This window comes from Collinsella sp. An268, assembly GCF_002159765.1.
In the GTDB taxonomy this organism is placed as follows: Bacteria; Actinomycetota; Coriobacteriia; order Coriobacteriales; family Coriobacteriaceae; genus Coprousia.
Map to the genome: position 1 here is coordinate 142711 of NZ_NFJH01000004.1, position 19421 is coordinate 162131.

At 67.2% G+C, this 19421-nt stretch carries 15 protein-coding genes; 10 read left to right on the forward strand and 5 right to left on the reverse strand.

Annotation, left to right across the window (positions count from 1 at the left end; all coding sequences use genetic code 11):
• The first annotated feature begins 17 nt into the window (after positions 1–17).
• Positions 18–2375, forward strand: a complete 2358-nt coding sequence (locus B5F70_RS04725; protein WP_087204410.1) for a DEAD/DEAH box helicase — start codon at positions 18–20, stop codon at positions 2373–2375.
• Between the two features lie 78 nt (positions 2376–2453).
• Here B5F70_RS04725 and B5F70_RS04730 read toward each other — a convergent pair whose 3' ends face one another.
• The 3 genes from B5F70_RS04730 to B5F70_RS04740 all read right to left on the reverse strand — a co-directional run bounded on the left by B5F70_RS04730 (position 2454) and on the right by B5F70_RS04740 (position 4973).
• The gene (locus B5F70_RS04730) at positions 2454–2948 is read right to left on the reverse strand and encodes a type II toxin-antitoxin system VapC family toxin (RefSeq protein WP_087204411.1); all 495 of its coding nucleotides are present in this window, start codon (positions 2946–2948) and stop codon (positions 2454–2456) included.
• Positions 2945–3475: a type II toxin-antitoxin system RelB/DinJ family antitoxin gene (locus B5F70_RS04735; protein ID WP_239463058.1), complete on the reverse strand. Its 531-nt coding sequence runs from the start codon at positions 3473–3475 to the stop codon at positions 2945–2947. Before B5F70_RS04735 ends, B5F70_RS04730 begins: the two co-directional genes overlap by 4 nt.
• A gap of 214 nt (positions 3476–3689) precedes the next feature.
• Positions 3690–4973 (reverse strand): CapA family protein, encoded by a 1284-nt coding sequence (locus B5F70_RS04740; protein WP_087204412.1) that lies wholly within the window; start codon positions 4971–4973, stop codon positions 3690–3692.
• 332 nt (positions 4974–5305) lie between these two features.
• Between B5F70_RS04740 and B5F70_RS04745 the strand changes: the two genes are divergently transcribed.
• From B5F70_RS04745 to B5F70_RS04770, 6 genes are all read left to right on the forward strand, one after another.
• Entirely contained in the window at positions 5306–7012 is a 1707-nt protein-coding gene (locus B5F70_RS04745) for a peptide ABC transporter substrate-binding protein (RefSeq protein ID WP_087204413.1), read from the forward strand.
• 138 nt (positions 7013–7150) lie between these two features.
• Positions 7151–8110 (forward strand): ABC transporter permease, encoded by a 960-nt coding sequence (locus tag B5F70_RS04750; protein WP_087204414.1) that lies wholly within the window; start codon positions 7151–7153, stop codon positions 8108–8110.
• 12 nt (positions 8111–8122) lie between these two features.
• Positions 8123–9082, forward strand: coding sequence for an ABC transporter permease (locus tag B5F70_RS04755; protein ID WP_087204415.1), 960 nt, complete (start codon positions 8123–8125; stop codon positions 9080–9082).
• 24 nt (positions 9083–9106) lie between these two features.
• Positions 9107–10204 (forward strand): ABC transporter ATP-binding protein, encoded by a 1098-nt coding sequence (locus B5F70_RS04760; protein ID WP_087204416.1) that lies wholly within the window; start codon positions 9107–9109, stop codon positions 10202–10204.
• Positions 10201–11193 carry an oligopeptide/dipeptide ABC transporter ATP-binding protein gene (locus B5F70_RS04765; RefSeq protein ID WP_087204417.1) on the forward strand — a complete coding sequence of 331 codons (993 nt, stop codon included), beginning with the start codon at positions 10201–10203 and terminating at the stop codon, positions 11191–11193. Before B5F70_RS04760 ends, B5F70_RS04765 begins: the two co-directional genes overlap by 4 nt.
• A complete protein-coding gene (locus B5F70_RS04770; RefSeq protein ID WP_087204418.1) occupies positions 11190–11630 on the forward strand; it encodes a hypothetical protein in 441 nt (146 codons plus the stop codon). Before B5F70_RS04765 ends, B5F70_RS04770 begins: the two co-directional genes overlap by 4 nt.
• An 84-nt stretch (positions 11631–11714) precedes the next feature.
• Here B5F70_RS04770 and B5F70_RS04775 read toward each other — a convergent pair whose 3' ends face one another.
• On the reverse strand, positions 11715–12698 hold the full coding sequence (locus B5F70_RS04775) for a fused MFS/spermidine synthase (protein WP_241145902.1): 984 nt from the start codon (positions 12696–12698) through the stop codon (positions 11715–11717).
• Complete coding sequence (locus tag B5F70_RS04780) at positions 12685–14712, reverse strand: tRNA uridine(34) 5-carboxymethylaminomethyl modification radical SAM/GNAT enzyme Elp3 (RefSeq protein ID WP_087204419.1); 2028 nt, start codon at positions 14710–14712, stop codon at positions 12685–12687. Before B5F70_RS04780 ends, B5F70_RS04775 begins: the two co-directional genes overlap by 14 nt.
• Before the next feature lie 188 nt (positions 14713–14900).
• On the opposite strand from B5F70_RS04780, the gene B5F70_RS04785 reads away from it, so the two are divergent.
• The 3 genes from B5F70_RS04785 to B5F70_RS04795 all read left to right on the forward strand — a co-directional run bounded on the left by B5F70_RS04785 (position 14901) and on the right by B5F70_RS04795 (position 19373).
• Positions 14901–15728 carry a class I SAM-dependent methyltransferase gene (locus tag B5F70_RS04785; RefSeq protein ID WP_087204420.1) on the forward strand — a complete coding sequence of 276 codons (828 nt, stop codon included), beginning with the start codon at positions 14901–14903 and terminating at the stop codon, positions 15726–15728.
• 46 nt (positions 15729–15774) lie between these two features.
• Entirely contained in the window at positions 15775–16623 is an 849-nt protein-coding gene (locus B5F70_RS04790) for a methyltransferase domain-containing protein (RefSeq protein WP_087204421.1), read from the forward strand.
• A gap of 65 nt (positions 16624–16688) precedes the next feature.
• Positions 16689–19373 carry a DEAD/DEAH box helicase gene (locus B5F70_RS04795; RefSeq protein ID WP_087204422.1) on the forward strand — a complete coding sequence of 895 codons (2685 nt, stop codon included), beginning with the start codon at positions 16689–16691 and terminating at the stop codon, positions 19371–19373.
• The last annotated feature ends 48 nt before the right edge of the window (positions 19374–19421 follow it).

Below are 19421 nucleotides of genomic sequence, written 5' to 3' on the forward strand. Positions count from 1 at the left end.
CATCCAGGAGGTATGCGATGAGCGTCTTCGACCGTTACGCGCCGTTTATCCAGGACTTCATCTACGACCACGACTGGGAGGGTCTGCGCTCCATCCAGGTTGCGGCCGCAGACGCCGTCTTCAACACCGATGACCACGTGCTCCTCACCGCATCGACGGCCTCGGGCAAGACCGAAGCGGCGTTCTTCCCCATCCTCACGCTTTTTGACGAGGACCCACCCGCGAGCATCGGCGCTCTCTACATCGGCCCCTTAAAGGCGCTCATCAACGACCAGTTCCTGCGCTTGGGCGACCTCTGCGAGGAGGCCCACATCCCCGTCTGGCACTGGCACGGAGACGTCGCCGCCTCCCACAAGCGCAAGCTTATGAAGGAGCCGAGCGGCATCCTCCAGATCACGCCCGAATCACTCGAGGCGCTCCTCATGCACAAGCATGCGGCCGTGCCCCGGCTCTTCGGCGACCTCCGCTTCGTGGTGATCGACGAGGTCCATTCCCTTCTGCGCGGCGACCGCGGCGGGCAGACGCTCTGCCTCATCGAGCGGCTCTCGCGCATGGCGGGCGTCGACCCCCGTCGCATCGGTCTTTCGGCCACCATCGGCGACCCGGAGCACGTGGGTTCCTTCCTCGCCTCCGGCACCGGGCGGGGCTGCATCATCCCGCGCTTCGAGGAGCCGCGCCGCACCTGGCGCCTCTCCATGGAGCACTTCTACATCACGGGCCCGCAGGCAACAGAGCGCGCCCGCGACGAGTTCTCGCAGGGCGGCGCGCCAGGGGCCCTGCGCGCCGACGGCACCATCGCAGCCGACGTGGTGGCGGTGGAGCGGGTCGATCGCGCGGGCCATGGCGGAACGGACGACGCCGTCACGATCCCGCGCGTCGACGAACGGGCGCTCCTCGCTGCAGACGACCGCGCACCCGCCGACGCCGACCCCGGCATCGGCTACATCTTCGAGCGCACGCGCGGCGCCAAGTGCCTCGTCTTCGTCAACTCCCGCGAGGAGGCCGAGGCCGTCTGCACCATGCTCCGCGCCTACTGCGAGGCGGTGCACGAACCGGACCGCTTCCTCATCCACCACGGCAACCTCTCCTCCGCCATCCGCGAGACGGCCGAGGAGGTCATGCGCGATGACGAGCGGCTCGACACCACCGTCACCACCGCGACGCTCGAGCTCGGCATCGACATCGGCCGCCTCGAGCGCGCCTTTCAGATCGACGCGCCCTTTACGGTGTCGAGCTTCCTGCAGCGCATGGGGCGCACGGGCCGACGCGGCAGCCCGCCCGAGATGCATTTCGTCATGCGCGAGGAGCAGCCGGAGCCCCGCACCACCATGCCCGAGACCATCCCCTGGAAGCTCCTGCAGGGCATCGCGCTCGTAGAGCTCTACCGTGAGGAGAAGTGGGTCGAGCCCCCGCGCCTCGATCGGCTCCCCTACAGCCTGCTCTACCATCAGACCATGGCGACGCTCGCATCGACGGGCGAGCTCAGCCCGGCGGCCCTCGCGAGCCGCGTGCTCACGCTCTCCTACTTCCATCGCGTCTCGGCGGACGACTTCCGCGTGCTGCTCCGCCACCTCATCAAGACCGACCACATCGAGCAGACCGAGGGCGGCGGCCTCATCGTGGGACTTGCCGGCGAGCGCTACACCACGAGCTTCAAGTTCTACGCCGTCTTCCAGGAGAACGAGGAGTTCACGGTGCGCTCCGAATCCGCCGAGCTCGGCACGATCGTCAACCCGCCGCCCCCGGGCGAGCGCATCGCCATCGCCGGCGCGTGCTGGGTGGTGGAGGAGGTCGACTGGAAGCGGCACCTCGTCTACTGCACGCAGGTGAAGGGGCGCGTGCCCGCCTATTTTGGCGACTGCCCGGGGGATATCCACACGCACGTGCTCGAGCGCATGCGCCGCGTGCTCGCCACGCACGAGACCTATCCGTACCTGCTCGCCAACGCGCGGGCGCGCCTCGCGCAGGCGCGGCGCACGGCCGAGCTCTCGGGTGCGGCGGCAGAGCCCCTCATCAACCTAGGCGGCGACACCTGGGTCCTCATCCCCTGGCTCGGGAGCTACGCCTTCCTCGCGCTCGAGCGCCTCATCAAGATCAAGTGCGCCAAGGAGCTCGGCATCTCGGGCGTGGACGCATCGCGCCCGTACTTCCTGCAGTTCAAGATGAAGGCTGACGCCGAGACGTTCTTCCGCGTGCTCGCCGACGAGGCCGACGCCCTCGAGAACCCCATCGAACTCGTCTACCCCAGCGAGGTGCCGTACTTCGACAAGTACGACGAACTGCTGCCCGCCGAGCTCGTGCGCAAGGGCTTCGCCGAGGGCGTGCTCGACGTCGAGGGCATGCGCCGCCGCGTGCGGGAGTGGAGACTCCGCTAGAAAGGGTTGATTGGGGACGTGCGCCGTTCAGCCCATTCCCACGTCAAATGACTCTTAGGGTTTTCAGCATGCCAAGGGCTACAACGTCGACAGCATCACATATTTGAGCGCATCCGCCGCGTCCATTGCATTCACCGGGCTGTGCCGCAAGAAGCGCTCGTCGTTCGTGACGAGCGCTTCGGCATGGCAGCGCGATGCTGCCGCCGCTATGAGCGCGTCCTCGAAGTCATGCACCTGATTGCGGAACTTCCCCGCAAGCCACACGTCCGAGACATCTACCGCGACGGGCGTTGCGATCTCCTGCATGTTCTGGACGCACGCCCATGCATATACTTCCGCCGATCGCGCGTCTTCCTCACTCAGCACTCCATGTACCGCTCGGCTCTGGCGCTTCAAGGCACTCGAGAGCGCATAGTAGACGTCTTTCAAGCTGCTCACAGCGAACGCCAACGATACACCGTGCTCAAACGCGGTGTCGAGCAAGGCGTGAGCGCGCATATGCTGCTCCCGACCCCCATCAAAAGCGTCGATCCAGACATTCGTATCGAGAAGGAGTGTCAGCGGGTTCTTCATAGCAGATAGCCCTTCTCCCGGAAATGCTCCCCCCTAAGGAGGTCGGTATACTCCTGATCGGACAACCCCTCCCGATCCGGATCCACCCCGGTTATGCCCAATGCAGCCCGAACGTTTTGCCCCTGCGAAAGGCATGAATGGTATGCCTCAACCTTGTGCTGCCGTTCGGCACGTTCGTCTTCAGACGGCTCGGCAGAATCCGGATCAAGCGCTGCGCGGAGCTTCTCCGGCTCCCCCTGACAGCGGACGGCGAGCGTCCACAGCATGCGCACGGCCTGCGTGGGCGTGAACCCTGCCGAAGCGAGAGCGGCATCACCCTCCGCCTTCAATTTTGCGTCGATGCGCGCATTTACCTGAGATTGGGCGGGTTTATGCTTACTCTTCGCCGCATGCTCCCCCTGCGGGCGCTCCGAATACGCGGAGCGTGCCGTCCGGAGACTCGCCGTCGCATCCGCAACCGCCTTCGCGCTCGCGCTCGCCGCGCTCTTCTGCATCGGCCTCTTTACCGCGACGCCCGTTTGAGTCATAGCCGCCTCCTCGAATCGCTTTCTTCCATGGTAACGAAACAGCTAGAAGGTGTAAAGCATGTAAAGCATCATAGGAGGCAACCTGACTGATAGGCGTCAGGATCCGAATCAGGTATCTGGCAACGTTCGACGCGAAACACACGGGAAATCGCGTTAGGCCTCGCTGCGCGCACAACGGGTGCAACGCAGCAGGAGGGAGGTCGCCAAACGCTATCTACATCGTGAGACGGTAGACGCCGGCGGCGGCATCGTAGCCGTCGCCGAGCACCCTGCGGCAGAAGTCGTGGCACCAGCTCAAGCTGAAGTCCTCGCAGCCGGGCTCGCTGCGCACGGCGTTGGCGCGGGCGAGGTCCTCAGTATAGCCGGCGATGGGGTACGCGGACATCTGCGGACTCAGCGCCAGGTGCGAGACGACCGGCGTGAGGCGCGCGGACGTCACCCGCACCGCTCCGTCCGCCGGCTTCTCGAACGCGAGCTCCGCCATACCGCCCACCATGGTGTCCTTGCGGTTCTGCCACGAGATGAAGTTTCCCAGCGACCAGAACACCGGGATCCGCCGGCCGTCGGCGCCATAGAGCAGCTCGACCGGCTCGATCACATGCGTGTGCGTGCCGATGATGGCGTCGGCGCCCAACTCGCAAAACACCTGCGCCCACGCGCGCTGCGCCGCATTGGGCTCCAAGGCGTATTCGCTTCCCCAGTGCGGGCAGACGACGGTGATGTCGGCACCCGCCGCGCGCGCCGCCGCGAAGTCCGCCTCCACCTTCGCCCGGTCGAGCAGGCGCACGCAATACGGCGCGGCGGCCGGCACGGGGATGCCGTTGGTGCTCTCGGTGAAGTTGAGGACCGCCACCTTGATGCCGTTGCGCTCCAACATGGCGACGCTGTCGTAGTCCGCCTGGCTGTCGGCGATGCCCGTGCACACGACCTCGGGATGGTGTTCGCGCCAGTAGGCGAGCTCTGCCTGGATACCCGCGAATCCCATGTCCAGCGCGTGGTTGGTCGCCGCCAGGGCGACGTCCACACCTGCCGCTACCTCGGCATCGGCGATCTCCACCGGCCCGTTGAACGTAGGGTAGCCGGAGAGATCGAACGCGGTGCTCGCAAGTATCGTCTCCTGGTTGACGATGGCGATGTCCGCCGCTCGCAGGTGCGGCTTCACCTGGGCGAAAAGATGGTCGTAGCTGCGCCGCCCATCGGACTCCCCGCTCATCCACACGCCCTCGTGCACCAGGATATCGCCCACCATGCACAGCGTGAGCGACCGGGGCGCGGCTTCGGCGTCGAACACGGTGGCGAGCCCGGATGGCGACGTTACGCCCGGTTGCCGCGCATCGGCAGCCCGCCCCGCATCGGCCTTGCCCGCGGGCGCGCATCCTGAGAGCGCCTGCGCGCCGAACAGCCCCAGGGCGCCCGCCGCCGCCAGCAGCGCCCGACGCGAAACCACCGGCGCGGACGCCGCGCACGGCGGCGCGCCGTCGCCTCGCTGCTGCAGCATATGCACCCTCCCTGTCGCACTCCCCGTCCCCACAAGATGGTGCCATCTGCCCCGGCGCAAACGCTGCGAGAGCGGCCCCGTCACGGGCTAACGGTATGGTTGCGCCAGCAAACGGTCAAAGCGACAAGCCTTTTGCCGCGGCACCCCGGACGGTATCGGTAACGCAAACCACCGTCACTCGGCACATTTTGCCGCTCAGAGCGCCCTGGCAACCACTTACTTATTACTAATCGATAATCAGAATGTTTCCCTTCACCCCGACGTAGAAATACAGTAGCGTAGTCATTATGCTGTGTATTTACTAACCGAAGTCGACAGAAGGAGTTGACCTCATGGTACTCGACAGAAGGACGTTTTTGGCATCCCTCCCCGTGGCGGCGGGAGCGTTTGCGCTCGCCGGCTGCACCGGCGGCGACAGCGCGCCGGCGGGTTCGGGCCCCGTCGAGGGCGACACCCAGAACCTCAACGTCTGCGTGGCCAGCTTTGGCAACAACTACGACGTGCAGGACATGGGCTGGCGCTGGATGATGGCAGCCTGCTATGCGGGCATCTACCGTGACGTGGCCGACGAGGAGAACGGCGAGCAGTTCATTCTCGACGGCGCCGAGAGCATCGATATCTCGGACGACCAGACGGTCTACACCTTCCACCTGCGCCAGGACGCCAAATGGTCCGACGGCGAGCCCGTGACCGCCCATGACTACGTCTACGGCTGGAAGCGCCTCGTCAACCCCGAGTACGGCTACAGCTACAGCTGGTACATCGACAACGTGGTTGGCGTGACCGAGTACAAGGCGGGCACCGGCTCGGCAGACGACATCGCGCTCGTCGCGCTTGACGACTACACCTTCCAAGTCACCCTCACCGAGCCCGACGCCACCTTTGAGGCCAAGCTCGTGGCGACCCCGCTCTACCCCACCCGTCAGGACATCGCCGAGGCGGCGGGCGACCAATGGGGCAAGGACTGGAGCCTGTGCGTCTACAACGGCCCGTTCTGCATGAGCGAGCTCGTTGAGGACAACCGCATGGTCTGGACCAAGAACCCCGAGTACTGGGACGCCGACAACGTAAAGCTCGAGAGCGTCACCTGGAACCTCATCGACGAGGACTCCACGGCAGCCGGCATGTTCGACAACGGCGAGCTCGACGTCCTGCAGACCTCCGGCGACTACTCCGTGCAGTACGCGGAGAAGGCGGAGGCCGGCGAGATCCAGCGGCTCGTCACCGACTACCCCGGCACCCAGTGGCTCGTCTTCGACAACAAGAACGGCGGCAAGTCCGGCGTGATCGGCAACGCCAAGGTGCGCAAGGCCCTCTCCTACGCCCTCGACCGCGACGACATCATCGAGGTCGTCTTCGGCCGCTACAAGCCCGCCTACTCCATCATCTCCCCCGCCATCCAGTTTGACGGCAGCTCCTACCGCGACCAGGTCGACGAGCCGCTCAAGGATGAGTACGACAAGTACGTGGGCGATGCCGAGGCGCTGCAGGAGCTCTTCCAGGAGGGCCTCTCCGAGCTCGGCATGGACACCGACCTCTCGCAGGTGACCATCACCCTTCTGACCCAGGGCAGCACCACCGAGGTCAACTCCCTGCGCGAGTACGTGCAGCAGATGTGGCAGCAGGTCCTCGGCATCACCGTCGAGCTCAACACCGTGGGCGACTACACGCTGTTCGAGGCCGAGCGCGAGGCCGGCAACTACGATGCGTACTACAACGGCTGGTACAGCGACTACAACGATCCGCTGGACTACCTGAACTGCTTCTACACCGGCGAGTTTGAGAGCGTGAGCGGCGGCTACAGCAACGCCGAGTTCGACGGCTACATCGACGCGCTCGAGGGCGAGACGGACAACGCCGTTCGCCTGGACCTCTACACCAAGGCGGAGACGCTGCTTATGGAGGACGCCGCCGTCGTCCCGATTTACTTTGCCGAGAAGGAGTACTTCCTCCAGAACTGGGTCAAGGGTTTCTGCTGGTCCTCGTTTGGCGCGAGCCAGGAGTTCTATCACACCTCCATCGAGGGCCGCGGTAACTGAGGCACCCACCGGGGGCGCACGCACGCCCCCGACTGAGAGGGGTGGCCGCGCCGATAGCGCTGCGGTATGCTTCTCCTACATGCCCGTCTCACTGGGAAGGAGCCCTCGGGCTCCTTCCCCGCCTATGGAGGCAGTCTTATGGTCAAGTACACCATTCGCCGGTTCTTCGAGATGATCCTCACGCTCTTCCTCATCGCGACGGCAACGTTTTTCCTGCTCGAGGCGGTTCCCGGCGATCCTTTGACCGAGCGCGCCAACAAGCTCCCCGTCGAAACCCGCGCCCAGCTCTACGAGCGCTACGGCCTCGACCGGCCCATGATGGAGCGCTACGTCACGCAGATGGTCAACATGGCGCAGGGCGACTTCGGCGAGTCCTTCGTCTACGCCGGCCAGACCGTCGAGGGCCTTCTGCACGACCGCCTGCCCGTATCGGCGCGGCTCGGCATCCAGCAGATGCTGCTCGGCGTGACCGTGGGCCTCGGCCTCGGCATCCTCGCCGCGACGAAGCGCGGCAGGCTCCCCGACTACCTCGTGGTGGGATTGTCGGTGCTCCTGATATCCATCCCCCACTTCGTCTTGGGCCTGCTGCTGCAGAAGGTGTTCGCCGGCGAGCTCCGCATCTTCCCGAGCATCGGCTGGCCCTCCGGCTCCCAGCTGTGGTTCGGCGGCTGGCAGTACACGGTGCTCCCCACGCTCACCGGCTGCTTCACGTATGTGGCGACCTATTCGCGCCTGCTCAAGTCCTCGATGCTCGACGTGGTGAACCAGGACTACGTCCTCACCGCCGAGTCCAAGGGGCTCAGCCGCGCGCAGGTGGTGCGCCGCCATATCCTGCGCAACTCCTTCATCCCCGTGATGACGCAGCTGCCCATGTCGGTCGCCATGTGCATCACCGGCTCGTTCTTCATCGAGAGCATCTTCGCCATCCCGGGCATCGGCCAGTATTTCGTCACCTCGGTCAACAATCAGGACCTCTCGATCGTGTTGGGCCTCACGGTATTCCTCTCGCTCATCTACATCGTGGTCCTCTTTATCACCGACATCCTGTACGCCTTGGTTGACCCGCGCATCTCCATGCCGGGCTCCGAAAGCCGCTAGGGAGGGACACCGATGGCAGATTGCAACGTCGCCGCTACAACCGCCGCCGGCGCTCAAGCCGAGCTCACGCCCGATGACTTCCGCGTCGTGGGCTTCACGCAGGAGGAGGCGAACCGCATCGACCGCCCCACCATCTCGTACTGGGCCGATGCCTGGCGCCGCCTGCGCAAGAACCCCGTCGCCATGGGGGCGCTCGTCGTCCTCGGCCTCCTGTGCGTCATGGTGATCGTGGGCCCCTATATGCGCGGCTACTCGCTTCTCGACATGAACACCGCCGACCGCAACCTCGGCCCGAGCGCTGAGTACTGGTTTGGCACCGACAGCCTCGGGCGCGACCTGTTCAGCCGCGTGTGGATGGGCGCCCGCGCCTCGGTCATCATCGCGCTCGTGGCCACCGCGGTGAAGCTCGTCTTCGGCACGCTCTACGGCGCGATCATGGCGCACTTCGGCGGCTGGGTGGACGACCTCATGATGCGCTTCATCGAGGTCATCAACTCGCTGCCCAACCTCCTGCTCGTGATCCTCATCATGATGGTTCTGGGCAACAACCTCTTCGCACTGCTCGTCGCCCTGAGCATCACGGCATGGTGCAACACCGCCCGCCAGGTGCGCGGCATGATCAAGCAGCTCAAGGAATCCGAGTACGTCTACGCTGCCGAGGTGCTGGGCGCGAGCCCTTTGCGCATCATCCTCAAGCACTACGTGCCCAACATGATCAGCATCCTCATCCTCGACGCATCGACGGCCATCCCCAACTTCATCTTCACCGAGGCGGGCCTGAGCTTCCTCGGCATCGGCCTCACCTCGCCCGAGATCAGCCTGGGCGTGCTCATCTCGATGGGCCAGCAGACGCTCGACTTCTACCCGTCGCAGCTGCTGTTCCCCTGCCTCATCCTGTGCATCATCGTCATGGCCTTCAACCTGCTGGGCGACGGTCTGCGTGACGCCCTCGACCCGAAGCTGCGCGACTAGCCGGCACGAAAGAAAGGGTGCATCATGGCTGAATCCCCTACCATCCTCAAGGTGCGCGACCTGCGCGTCTCCTACCATACCTACGCCGGTGAGGTCAAAGCCGTGCGGGGCGTGTCGTTCGACGTCGAGCGCGGCCGCGCCATCGCCATCGTGGGCGAGTCGGGCTGCGGAAAATCCGTCACCGCCAAGGCCATCATGGGCCTCATCAAGGGCCCCCAGGGCGAGATCAAACAGGGCAGCGAGATCCTCTATAACGGCGAGAACATTCTGGACTATACGAGCAAGCAGTGGCAGGCCTACCGCGGCGACGACTGCGCCATCATCTTCCAGGACGCGCTCGCCGCGCTCAACCCCACCATGCGCGTGGGCAAGCAGATTATGGAGAACCTCATCGCCCACCGCCACATGTCCAAAGACGAGGCCAAGGCCGAGGCGATCGAGATGCTCCGCCGCGTGGGCATCCCCGAGCCGGAGAAGCGCTTCAAGCAGTATCCGCACCAGTTCTCGGGCGGCATGCGCCAGCGCGTGATGATCGCCATCGCGTTTGCCTGCGACCCCGACCTCCTCATCTGCGACGAGCCCACCACGGCGCTCGACGTGACCATCCAGAGCCAGATCCTGGACATCATCAAGGACCTGCAGCGCGAGCACAACACCTCGGTCATCATGATCACGCATGACCTGGGCGTCGTCGCCAACATCGCGCAGACCATCGCGGTCATGTACTCCGGCGTCATCGTGGAGCGCGGCACGAGCGAGGATATCTTCTACCGCGCGCGCCACCCCTATACCTGGGCCCTTATCGAGAGCGTGCCGCGCCTGGACCTCAAGAACAAGCAGGAGCTCGCCTCCATCCCCGGTATGCCGCCCGATCTTTTGAACCCGCCCGCCGGCTGCCCCTTCTCGACGCGCTGCAAGTACTGCATGGCGATCTGCAAGGAGAAGATGCCCGCATTCACCGACTTTGGTAACGGGCACACCGCCGCCTGCTGGCTCCATCACCCCATGGCCCCCAAGGTGGACATGCCGGACCATGACTCCCCGACGACCGTTGCCCCGGGCACCGGGGCGGCGTCTGCCGCAACCGATGGAGCCCCGACCGAGAAAGAGGTGTCGCGATGAGCGCTGACAAGGAGGTGCTGCTCTCGGTGCGGCACCTGAAGAAGTACTTCAACGTGGGCCGCGGCTCCATCCTCAAAGCCGTGGACGACGTGTCGTTCGACATCTACAAGGGCGAGACGCTCGGCATGGTGGGCGAATCCGGCTGCGGCAAGACCACCTGCGGCCGCACCTGCATCGGCCTGTATGACAAGACGGACGGCGAGGTGCGCTACAAGGGCAAGGACGTGCACGCGCTTTCCGGGCGCGACCGCCAGGCGTTCAAGCGCGAGGTGCAGATGGTCTTCCAGGACCCCTACGGCTCGCTCGACCCGCGCATGACCGTGGCGGACATCGTGGCCGAGGGCATCGACATCCACGGGCTCTGCAAGACCAAGCAAGAGCGCCAAGACAAGATCTTCCGCTGCCTCGAGATGGTCGGTTTGAACCGCGAGCACGCCAACCGGTTTGTGCACGAGTTCTCCGGCGGACAGCGCCAGCGCATCGGCATCGCCCGCGCGCTCGCCGTTGACCCCGAGTTCATCGTGCTCGACGAGCCCATCTCCGCCCTCGACGTCTCCATCCAGGCGCAGGTGGTCAACCTGCTCATCCAGCTGCAGCGCCAGATGGGCCTCACCTACCTCTTCGTCGCGCACGACCTCTCGATGGTGAAGCACATCTCAGACCGCATCGCCGTCCTGTACCTCGGCACGCTCGTGGAGCTCGCACCCTCCGAGGAGCTCTTCGCCAACCCGCTGCACCCCTACACCAAGGCGCTGCTCTCCGCCATCCCCGTCCCCGACCCGGAGGTGGAGCGCGAGCGCGAGAAGAAGAAGATCAAGCTCGAGGGCGACGTTCCGAGCCCCATCAACACGCCGCCGGGATGCCGCTTCAAGGGCCGCTGCAAGTACCATGAGGGCGCGTGCGACGCACAGCCGCCGCTCACCGAGGTCACGCCCGGGCACTTTGTCGCCTGCCCGCGCGCGCTCGCGCTCGCCGGAACGGCACGATGAGCAAGAAGCGGGGGACCGAGCGCGCGGGCGGCGGCGCCGTCTCGCAAAATACCGCCGCCGCGACCGCGCCCCGTGAGACCGCGGGGAAGGCGGCCGGCGCCCGCGACGTCCTCAAGGCCCTCGGCCTCGGGATGGCCGGCGGCATCCTTCTCGGTCTTGTCGCCGGCATCTTGGGCGCCCTCTTGGGGGGAGCCGGCCTCTCCTCGGGCCTCGAGGCGGCCAAGGACGCACTCCTTTTCGTAGCGGCCCTCATGCTCTTCGTACTCGCCGGCATGCTGCTGCTCAAGGGGAAGAAGGGCGAGCGGCCCCTCGCCGATATGGAGGGATGGCGCCGCCACTTTGCCGTCATCGGCCCCAAAAGCGTGCTCGGCGCGATGGCCGCCGGCGTGGTGATCGCCGCCATCGCCGTCGATTACCTGCAGTTCGCGCTTCGCTAGCGCGCGTCGCACCCGCTGAGCCTCGGCCCGCCCGCGCTGTGTCCCGTGCGCGGGCGGGCCGTTCCCGTTGAGGGCAATCGGTCCCTACGTCGCGTCGTCTCTGAGCGGCGTGCCGAGGAAGTCCTCGTCGAAGGGGATCGACCCCGAGAAGGTGTAGGGACCGTCCGTCGCGATCACAAGGTAGTTGTCCTCGCCGCCCCAGTCCTCGTCGGTCGCGGGGATGATGTGCACGTGCGCGAACACCGCGGAGAGCGTCGCCACCTCATCGCGCAGAAAAGCGAGGTCCCTCCCCTCGTCGCGGGATACCACGTTGGTGAGATACACGCCGCCGGGGTTGAGCGCCGCGCGCATCGAGCGGGCCGCCTCCACCGTGGCGAGGGAGTGCGCCGGCTCGCTCCCAGCAAACGTATCGTTCACGATGGCATCGTAGGGTGCGCGGCTGTGCACGGCCAAGGGCGTCGAAGCGTTTTCCATACCGTCGGCGAGCTCGTCGATGAGCTCACGGCCGTCGACCTCCATAACCTGCAGGCGCCCGTCGACGCGCGCAGCGAGGTCGTCCAGATAGAACCAGCGCCGCGCCGCCTCGATGACGTCCGGGTCGCGCTCGACCACATCGAGCGCGAGGTCCTTATGACGCAGGAGCGTGTACTTGGGCCAGGCGAAGCCGCCCCCGCCCAGGGCGAGCGCGCGCTCGATGCCGTGCCCGCATGCCGCCCGCATGGGCCCATCGGCGTCAAACAGCACCTCGAAGGCGCGCTGGTAGGCGAAAACCGGCTCGAAGCGCCGCTCCCCCACATAGGTCGCCGACTGGTACACGCCGCCGCTCTCGAGCACGCGCACCTCCTCGCCCGTGGGCGCCGTGAGCGTACGGACCCGCACGTCGCTCGTCGGGCGCGCTTGGGCGCGAGCGCGGCGGCGGCTCGCGAACAGCGCCGCGAACACGACGGCCACCACCACAAGAACGAGCGCGATGCCCGCCGGAGGGAGCGTCGCCAGCTGCAGGGCGAACGCGATAACGAGGATGAGGGCGACGATGCCGAGCATCCGGTAGGCATCACGCATGTTCATGGGAATCTCCCCTCCGCTCCGGCGCAACGGCAAGGTCGCGACACTGGTAGAGATCGCCGTCGACAAAACCCAACCGACGATAATAGGCCCGCGTACCCACCGCGCTGATGACGTTTACCCGCATATACCCCGCGGCGCGGGCGATGGTGCAGGCGCGCTCGACCAGGCGGCGCCCCAGCCCGTGGTGCTGCGCCTCGCCGCCCGCCTCGCCCACGCGCGCCGCCATGCCGTACACGTGCACCTCGCGGATCATGGCCTCACCGGGCGCTATGGGGCAGGCGAGCCCTGCGGCGGCCATCTCCTCTGCGAGGGCAGCGACCGCGGCGGGATCGGGAAGCGACAGGCGCAGGAAACCCGCGATGCGCCCCGCGGGCGTCACCCACTGCAGGAATCGCTCGTTGGAGACGGAGGTGCGCTGCGCGACCTCGTCCAGGCTGAGCGTCGCGAGGTCGACGTCGTCGGTTGCGATCTCGCGGAAGCGTATCTCGCGGACGGGCTCGCCGGCCAGGCGCTGCTCGACGAGCTGACGCAGGTTGGGCTTCTTGTTGCCCGCCACGATGTCGCCCGTCGAGAAGTCGCGGATCATGCGCGACACGCGGCAGAACGCGGGCGTCGCCGCGACATCGGCGCAGAGCACGTCGACGAGCTCGGCCTCCGTATAGGGCCGCCACCTGCCGGCGCGCCAATCGCGCGCGAGCGGCGTGCCGTCGATCAGGGCGCAGGGGTAGAGCTTGATCTCGTCGGGGCAGAAGGCGGGGTCCTCCACCAGGCGCCGATAGTCCGCCTTGTCGGACACCGGGTCCGCACCCAGCAGGTTCACCATCGCATGGGCATGGATCTTGAACCCAAAGAGCCTGAGCAGCGCGAACGCCCGCTCGATATCCGCAACCCGCGTGCGCCGCCCGTTGACGTCGAGGACGTGCTGGCAGGTGCTCTGCACGCCCATCTGGATCTTGGTGGCGCCCATGCGGCGGATGAGGTCGAGGCGCCGGGGCGTGATGGCATCCGGACGCGTCTCGACCACGAGCCCCACCACGCGGTGGCGCGCGTCCTCGTTGCGGCGCTGCTCGCGCACGAGATCTGCCATAGCGGCCGTCTGCGTTGCGGCGAGACGGCGCCAGGGATCGCGCGTGCCGAAGAGCTTCGTCACGGCCGCGTTATAGCTGAGGGTACCCGCTGCGACCGCGCCCTGCGACCGCGCGAGGTCGCTCGCGTCGATACCGAGAAACGCATCGGAGGCCGCGCCGGCGGGCAGGATGCCGAGCGCCGCGAGCTCCGCCCGGCGAGCGCGCACGCCCGGTGGCACGGGGTCGGCCGCAGCGGGGGCGCACCCCGCCGCGTCGGCTCCGCCCGGAGCATCCCTGCCCGCCGCACCGCCGACTCCGCCCGCAGGGCTGCCGCCCTCATCCGCAAATCCGCGCAGGAGCGGATTTGCGGCCACACCGGCAACGGCGTCGTCGTTGAGGGCACGGAACAGCTCGGTCATGAACCACGTCTGGTAGCCCTCGGGGTAGTCGCTCCACGTGCCGCCGAGCACGATCAGCTCGATCTTGTCGGTCGCATGCCCCATCTGCGCAAGCGCGGTGAGCCGTGCCGAGACCTGGAGATACGGGTCGAAGGCGTTCTGCACCGCACGCTCGCAGGCGGGCTCGTCCGCCAGATAGCTCTTGGGGCAGCGCAGGTCGCTCGGGCAGAACCTGCATGCGCCCGAGCACGGCCAGGGCTTGGTGATGACCGTGATGGTGGCGACGCCCGAGGCGGAGCGGCGCGGCTTCATGCGGAGTACCCCGAGCAGCCGCTGCTCAAGCGCGGGGGTCACGCCCCATGTGCGCCAACGCTCGGGCTCCTCGCGCTTCACGCGCTGGTAGAAAGGCAGTAGGCGCCGCTTGGCAAAGGCCCGCTTGTCCCCGCCCGCACGCTTCGCCGCAGCATGGATGAGCTTGACGAGCGCACGGTCGTTCACCGCCTCGCCCGCCCGCAGGCGCCGCAAAATCTCTGTGATGATCTCTTCCATGCCTCGATTGTAGCCGAGTCGCCGCAGGGCGGCTCCCCCGGGCGCGCACACGTCCGGCGAAGCCTCACACCGTGCGCGCACGATAGACCTCAATCGGCCCGGCGCGCTGCAAACAGCAAGTGCGCACGCGAGAAATAAGCCCCGCGCTCGCTGCAAGGGTTCGCTAGACTGAAACGGAGGAGGAACCTATGGACCAAGCCGTTGCACGCAAGCTCATTGCCCTCAACAACCGCTTCTACCGCTCGCACGCGGCATCCTTCTCCGCCACCCGCTCGACCCCGTGGACGGGCTGGGAGAAGGTCGCGCGGCTGGTAGAGGCGGCACGTGGGAAGACGGACGGCGCAGCGGCTTTCCCTACATCGCTGCACGTGCTCGACGTCGCCTGCGGCAACATGCGCCTCGCACGGTTCCTCGCACAGGCTCTTTCCCAAGAGCGCATCGCCTATCACGGGATCGACCGCTGTGCGCCGCTCGCGCAGTCCGCCGAGACCCCGGACGCGACCGATCGGCTGTCCATCGCCTTCCACGAGGCCGATATCCTAGAGCGCCTGCTCGCCCCCGGCACCCGGACCCTCTCGCCAACAGGACGCGAGCTCCCCGCCGGCGAGCTCGTCGCCTGCTTCGGTTTCATGCACCACGTCCCCGGGGAGGCCCTGCGCGCCGCCCTGCTCCGCGAACTCGTGGCGCAGGCCGCGCCCGGCGGCATCGTCGCCGTGTCGTTCTGGCGCTTTATGGACGATGCGCGCCTTGCGGGAAAGGCGGCGGTTTCCGACCATGGTGCCGTCGCGGCACCTCCCTGGGAGGGCTATGACCCCGTCGACCTCGAGGTGGGGGATCACTTTCTCGGATGGCAGGATGAGGGCGGCGCGCTTCGCTTCTGCCATCACACCGACGAGGCGGAGCTCGACCGCCTCGTGGCGTCCGTCCCCGCCAGGCACGCTGAAGAATGTGCGCGCTTTTCCGCTGACGGCCGGAGCGGCGAGCTGAACCGCTATCTTGTTCTCCGCAAGCGCTAGCAACCCAGCAGCGCACCCGACCGCCCGCAACCCGCAAGGACCGCCCATGGGACTCACGCACATCCGCACACCCAAGAACTTCGTGCTCGAGGAGCGCCTCGCGCGCTTCGGCACCGCCATCGAGGAGCGCCCCGAGGCCTATGCCGGGCGCTGGGCGGAGGCGTGCTGGCCGCTGGGGTCCGGACATGCGGGCGGGGCACACTTTGACGCGGTCCACCTCGACCTCGGCTGCGGCAAGGGCGCCTTTCTCGCCGAGAGCGCTCGTCGCGCGCCGCAGGACCTCTTCATCGGTATGGACATCGAGCCCATCTGCATCGCCTACGCGGCGCAGCGCATCGTCGAGGACGGTCTGACCAACGCGCTCGTCCTGCCGCGCGGCGCCGGTGCGCTCGGACGCATCTTCGCCCCCGGCGAGATCGCGGCCATAACGCTCAACTTCCCCACGCCCTATCCCAAGCGGCACTTCGCCCCGAGGCGCACCACCACCGTCGACCATCTCCTCGCCTACCGGCGCATCATCGCCGCAGGCGGGACCCTTACCCTTCGCACCGACAGCCAGCCGCTGCGCGATTACACGCTCATCCAGCTCGCCGCCGCGGGCTACGAGGTTCTCTGGTCTTCAGACGACGTGCGCCGCGAGCACCCGGACACCCCCGCATCGGAGTACGAGAGCCGACTCGCCGCCCAGGGCGCCACGGTCTGGGGCGTCTGCGCCACCCCGGGGGCCGAGCCCACACGAGATCAGATCGCCCAAGGGCGCGCGGCGGAGCAGAGCCTCATGGCCTATCTCCCCGATGACCTCGAGAGCCTCCCCTATGTTCCGCTCGGCATGGAGGCGGCCGTCACCAACCTCATCAACCGCCGCCGGCGCGAGGCCGCCAGAGAGCGCGCGTAATACCGCCGTGGCGCGGCGGTCTGCCATAATGGACCCGACACACCATCTCGATTGGAGCCCCGCGCATGCCAGAAACCCCCGCTCCGCACCTCGATACCATCTGCGGCGACAACGCCCGCGCCGCCGCGAGCTCGTTTGCCGCCGGCGCCACCGCGCCCGCCGCACCCGGCTCGCTCGGCGCGCTCTCGCCCAGCTGGTTCGAACCCGATGACGGCTCGGAGCCCGAGCCCTGGCTCACGGCCGACGAGGCCTTCGAGCGGTTCCTCGCGTGGTGCGAGGGGCGCGGCATCGACCTGTGGCCGCATCAGGAGGAGGCGCTGATGGACCTCGCCGCGGGTGACCACGTTATCCTGGGCACGCCCACCGGCTCGGGTAAGTCGCTGGTGGCGCTCGGCCAGCTCTTTATGGCGATGGCGCAGGGACACCGCGCCTACTACACCGCCCCCATCAAGGCGCTCGTCTCCGAGAAGTTCTTCGACCTGGTCGCGGTGCTCGGCCGCGAGAACGTCGGCATGATCACGGGTGACACGCACATCAACACCGCCGCGCCCGTCATCTGCTGCACGGCCGAGATTCTCGCCAACCAAGCGCTCCGCGAGGGCGACGAGGCGGACGTGGGCACCGTCGCCATGGACGAGTTCCACTACTTCGCCGACCCCGACCGCGGATGGGCCTGGCAGGTGCCGCTGCTCACCCTGCCCCATACGCAGTTCATGCTCATGAGCGCCACGCTCGGCGACACCTCCGTCATCGCCGCCGCGCTCGAGGAGAAGACCGACCGCGCCGTCGACACCGTGGCCGACGCGCCCCGCCCCGTGCCCCTCGCCTTCGAGTACGTCGACACCGCGCTCGAGGGAACGGTCGAGCTCGCCCTCCGCCGCGGGGAGGCGCCGCTCTACATCGTGCACTTCTCACAGGACGCCGCCCTCGCCTCGGCAACGGCGCTCGCAAACTTCGGCGTCGCCACCAAGGAGCAGCGCGAGCGCATCAAGGAGGTCAGTCGCGGCACCCGCTTCTCCACCGCCTTCGGCAAGATCTTGAAGCGCCTCATCTCCTGCGGCGTCGGCGTGCACCACGCGGGCATGCTCCCCCGCTACCGCCTGCTCGTCGAGAAACTCGCCCAGCAGGGGCTCCTCCCGGTTATCTGTGGCACCGACACGCTCGGTGTCGGCATCAACGTGCCCATCCACACGGTGGTCTTAACGGCGCTCACCAAGTACGACGGCCATAAAATGCGCCGCCTCCGCGCCCGCGAGTTCCACCAGATCGCGGGGCGCGCCGGCCGCGCGGGCTTCGACACCGAGGGGCTCGTCATCGCCGAGGCGCCCGAGCACGAGATCGAGAACGCCAAGCTCGTCGCCAAAGCGGGCGACGACCCCAAAAAGCTCCGCAAGATCAAGCGCAAGAAGCCGCCCGAGGGCTTCGTCACCTGGAACAAGCAGACGTTCGAGCGCCTGTGCGAGGCGGCGTCCGAAACGCTAAAGCCCCGTCTCGCCATCACGCACTCGATGGTGCTCTCGATGGTGGAGCGCGGAGGAGATGCCCGGCGGCGCGTGTCCGAGCTCATCGCGGGCAGCCTTCAGTCCCCGGAGGAAAAGGTGCGGCTCGAGGCCCGGGCCGACGAGATCTTCGCCACGCTTATCGATTCCGGCGTCGTCGTGGTGGCGGACGTCCCTCCCGCGCCGGGCGCCCCGGCGGACGCCGAGCCCGAGCGCGACTACGCTCTCACCGTGGACCTGCCGGAGGACTTCGCCCTCGACCAGCCGCTCTCGCCGTTCCTGCTCGCCGCTCTCGAGCTCCTCGACCCCGAGAGCGAGACCTACATGCTCGACCTCATCTCGATGGTCGAGGCAACCCTCGAGGACCCCAAGCAGGTACTGCGCGCCCAAGAGCGCGCCGCGCGCGATGCCGCCATGGCGGCCATGAAGGCCGAGGGCGTGGACTATGAGGAGCGCCTCGAGCGCATCGCCGAGGTCTCGTACCCCAAACCGCTCGAGGATCTGCTTGCAGCCGCCTTTGCCCAATACTGCCAGAAGGTGCCGTGGGCAAACGACTACGAGCTCAGCCCCAAGTCGGTCCTGCGCGACATGCTCGAGACGGCATCGGACTTCAAGGGATACATCCAGCGCTACAAGATTGCCCGCTCCGAGGGAATCCTCCTGCGCTATCTGGCGGAAGCGTTCCGCGCGCTCGACCGCACCGTCCCCACATCCAAGCGCACGCCCGAGCTCGACGAGGTCATCAGCTGGCTCGGCTTCATGGTGCGCTCCATCGATTCCAGCCTCGTGGACGAGTGGGCCGCCGCCGGCGACCCCGCAGCCCTAGACGCCGCACCGCCGGCGGCCGCCGACCAGGTGGTTGCCGACCGCCGCGGCGTCACGCTGCTCGTGCGCAACGCCCTCTTCCAGCGCGTCCGCCTGGCGGCGCGCGGGCATGTGCGCGAGCTCGGCGAGCTGGACGAGGCCTGGGGCATGGGCGAGATGCGCTGGCAGCGCGCGCTCGATTCCTACCATGCGGCGCACGAGGAGATTCTCACCGATGCCGACGCCCGCTCAACGGCATTTCTCACCATCGATGAGACCGATGAGCAGGCCGAGCACATCTGGCACGTGCACCAGATCTTCTCGGACGATGCCGGCGACCGTGACTTCGGCATCATGGCCGACGTCGACCTCGATGCCACTCAGGACGAGGGCGCAGCGGTCTTCACCAACTACCGCGTCGGCTTTATCGAGGATCTCCTCGCATAGCGCTACGAGGGAGGGCGCTTCTCCATGCGTCAACACGCGGCGAAGCGC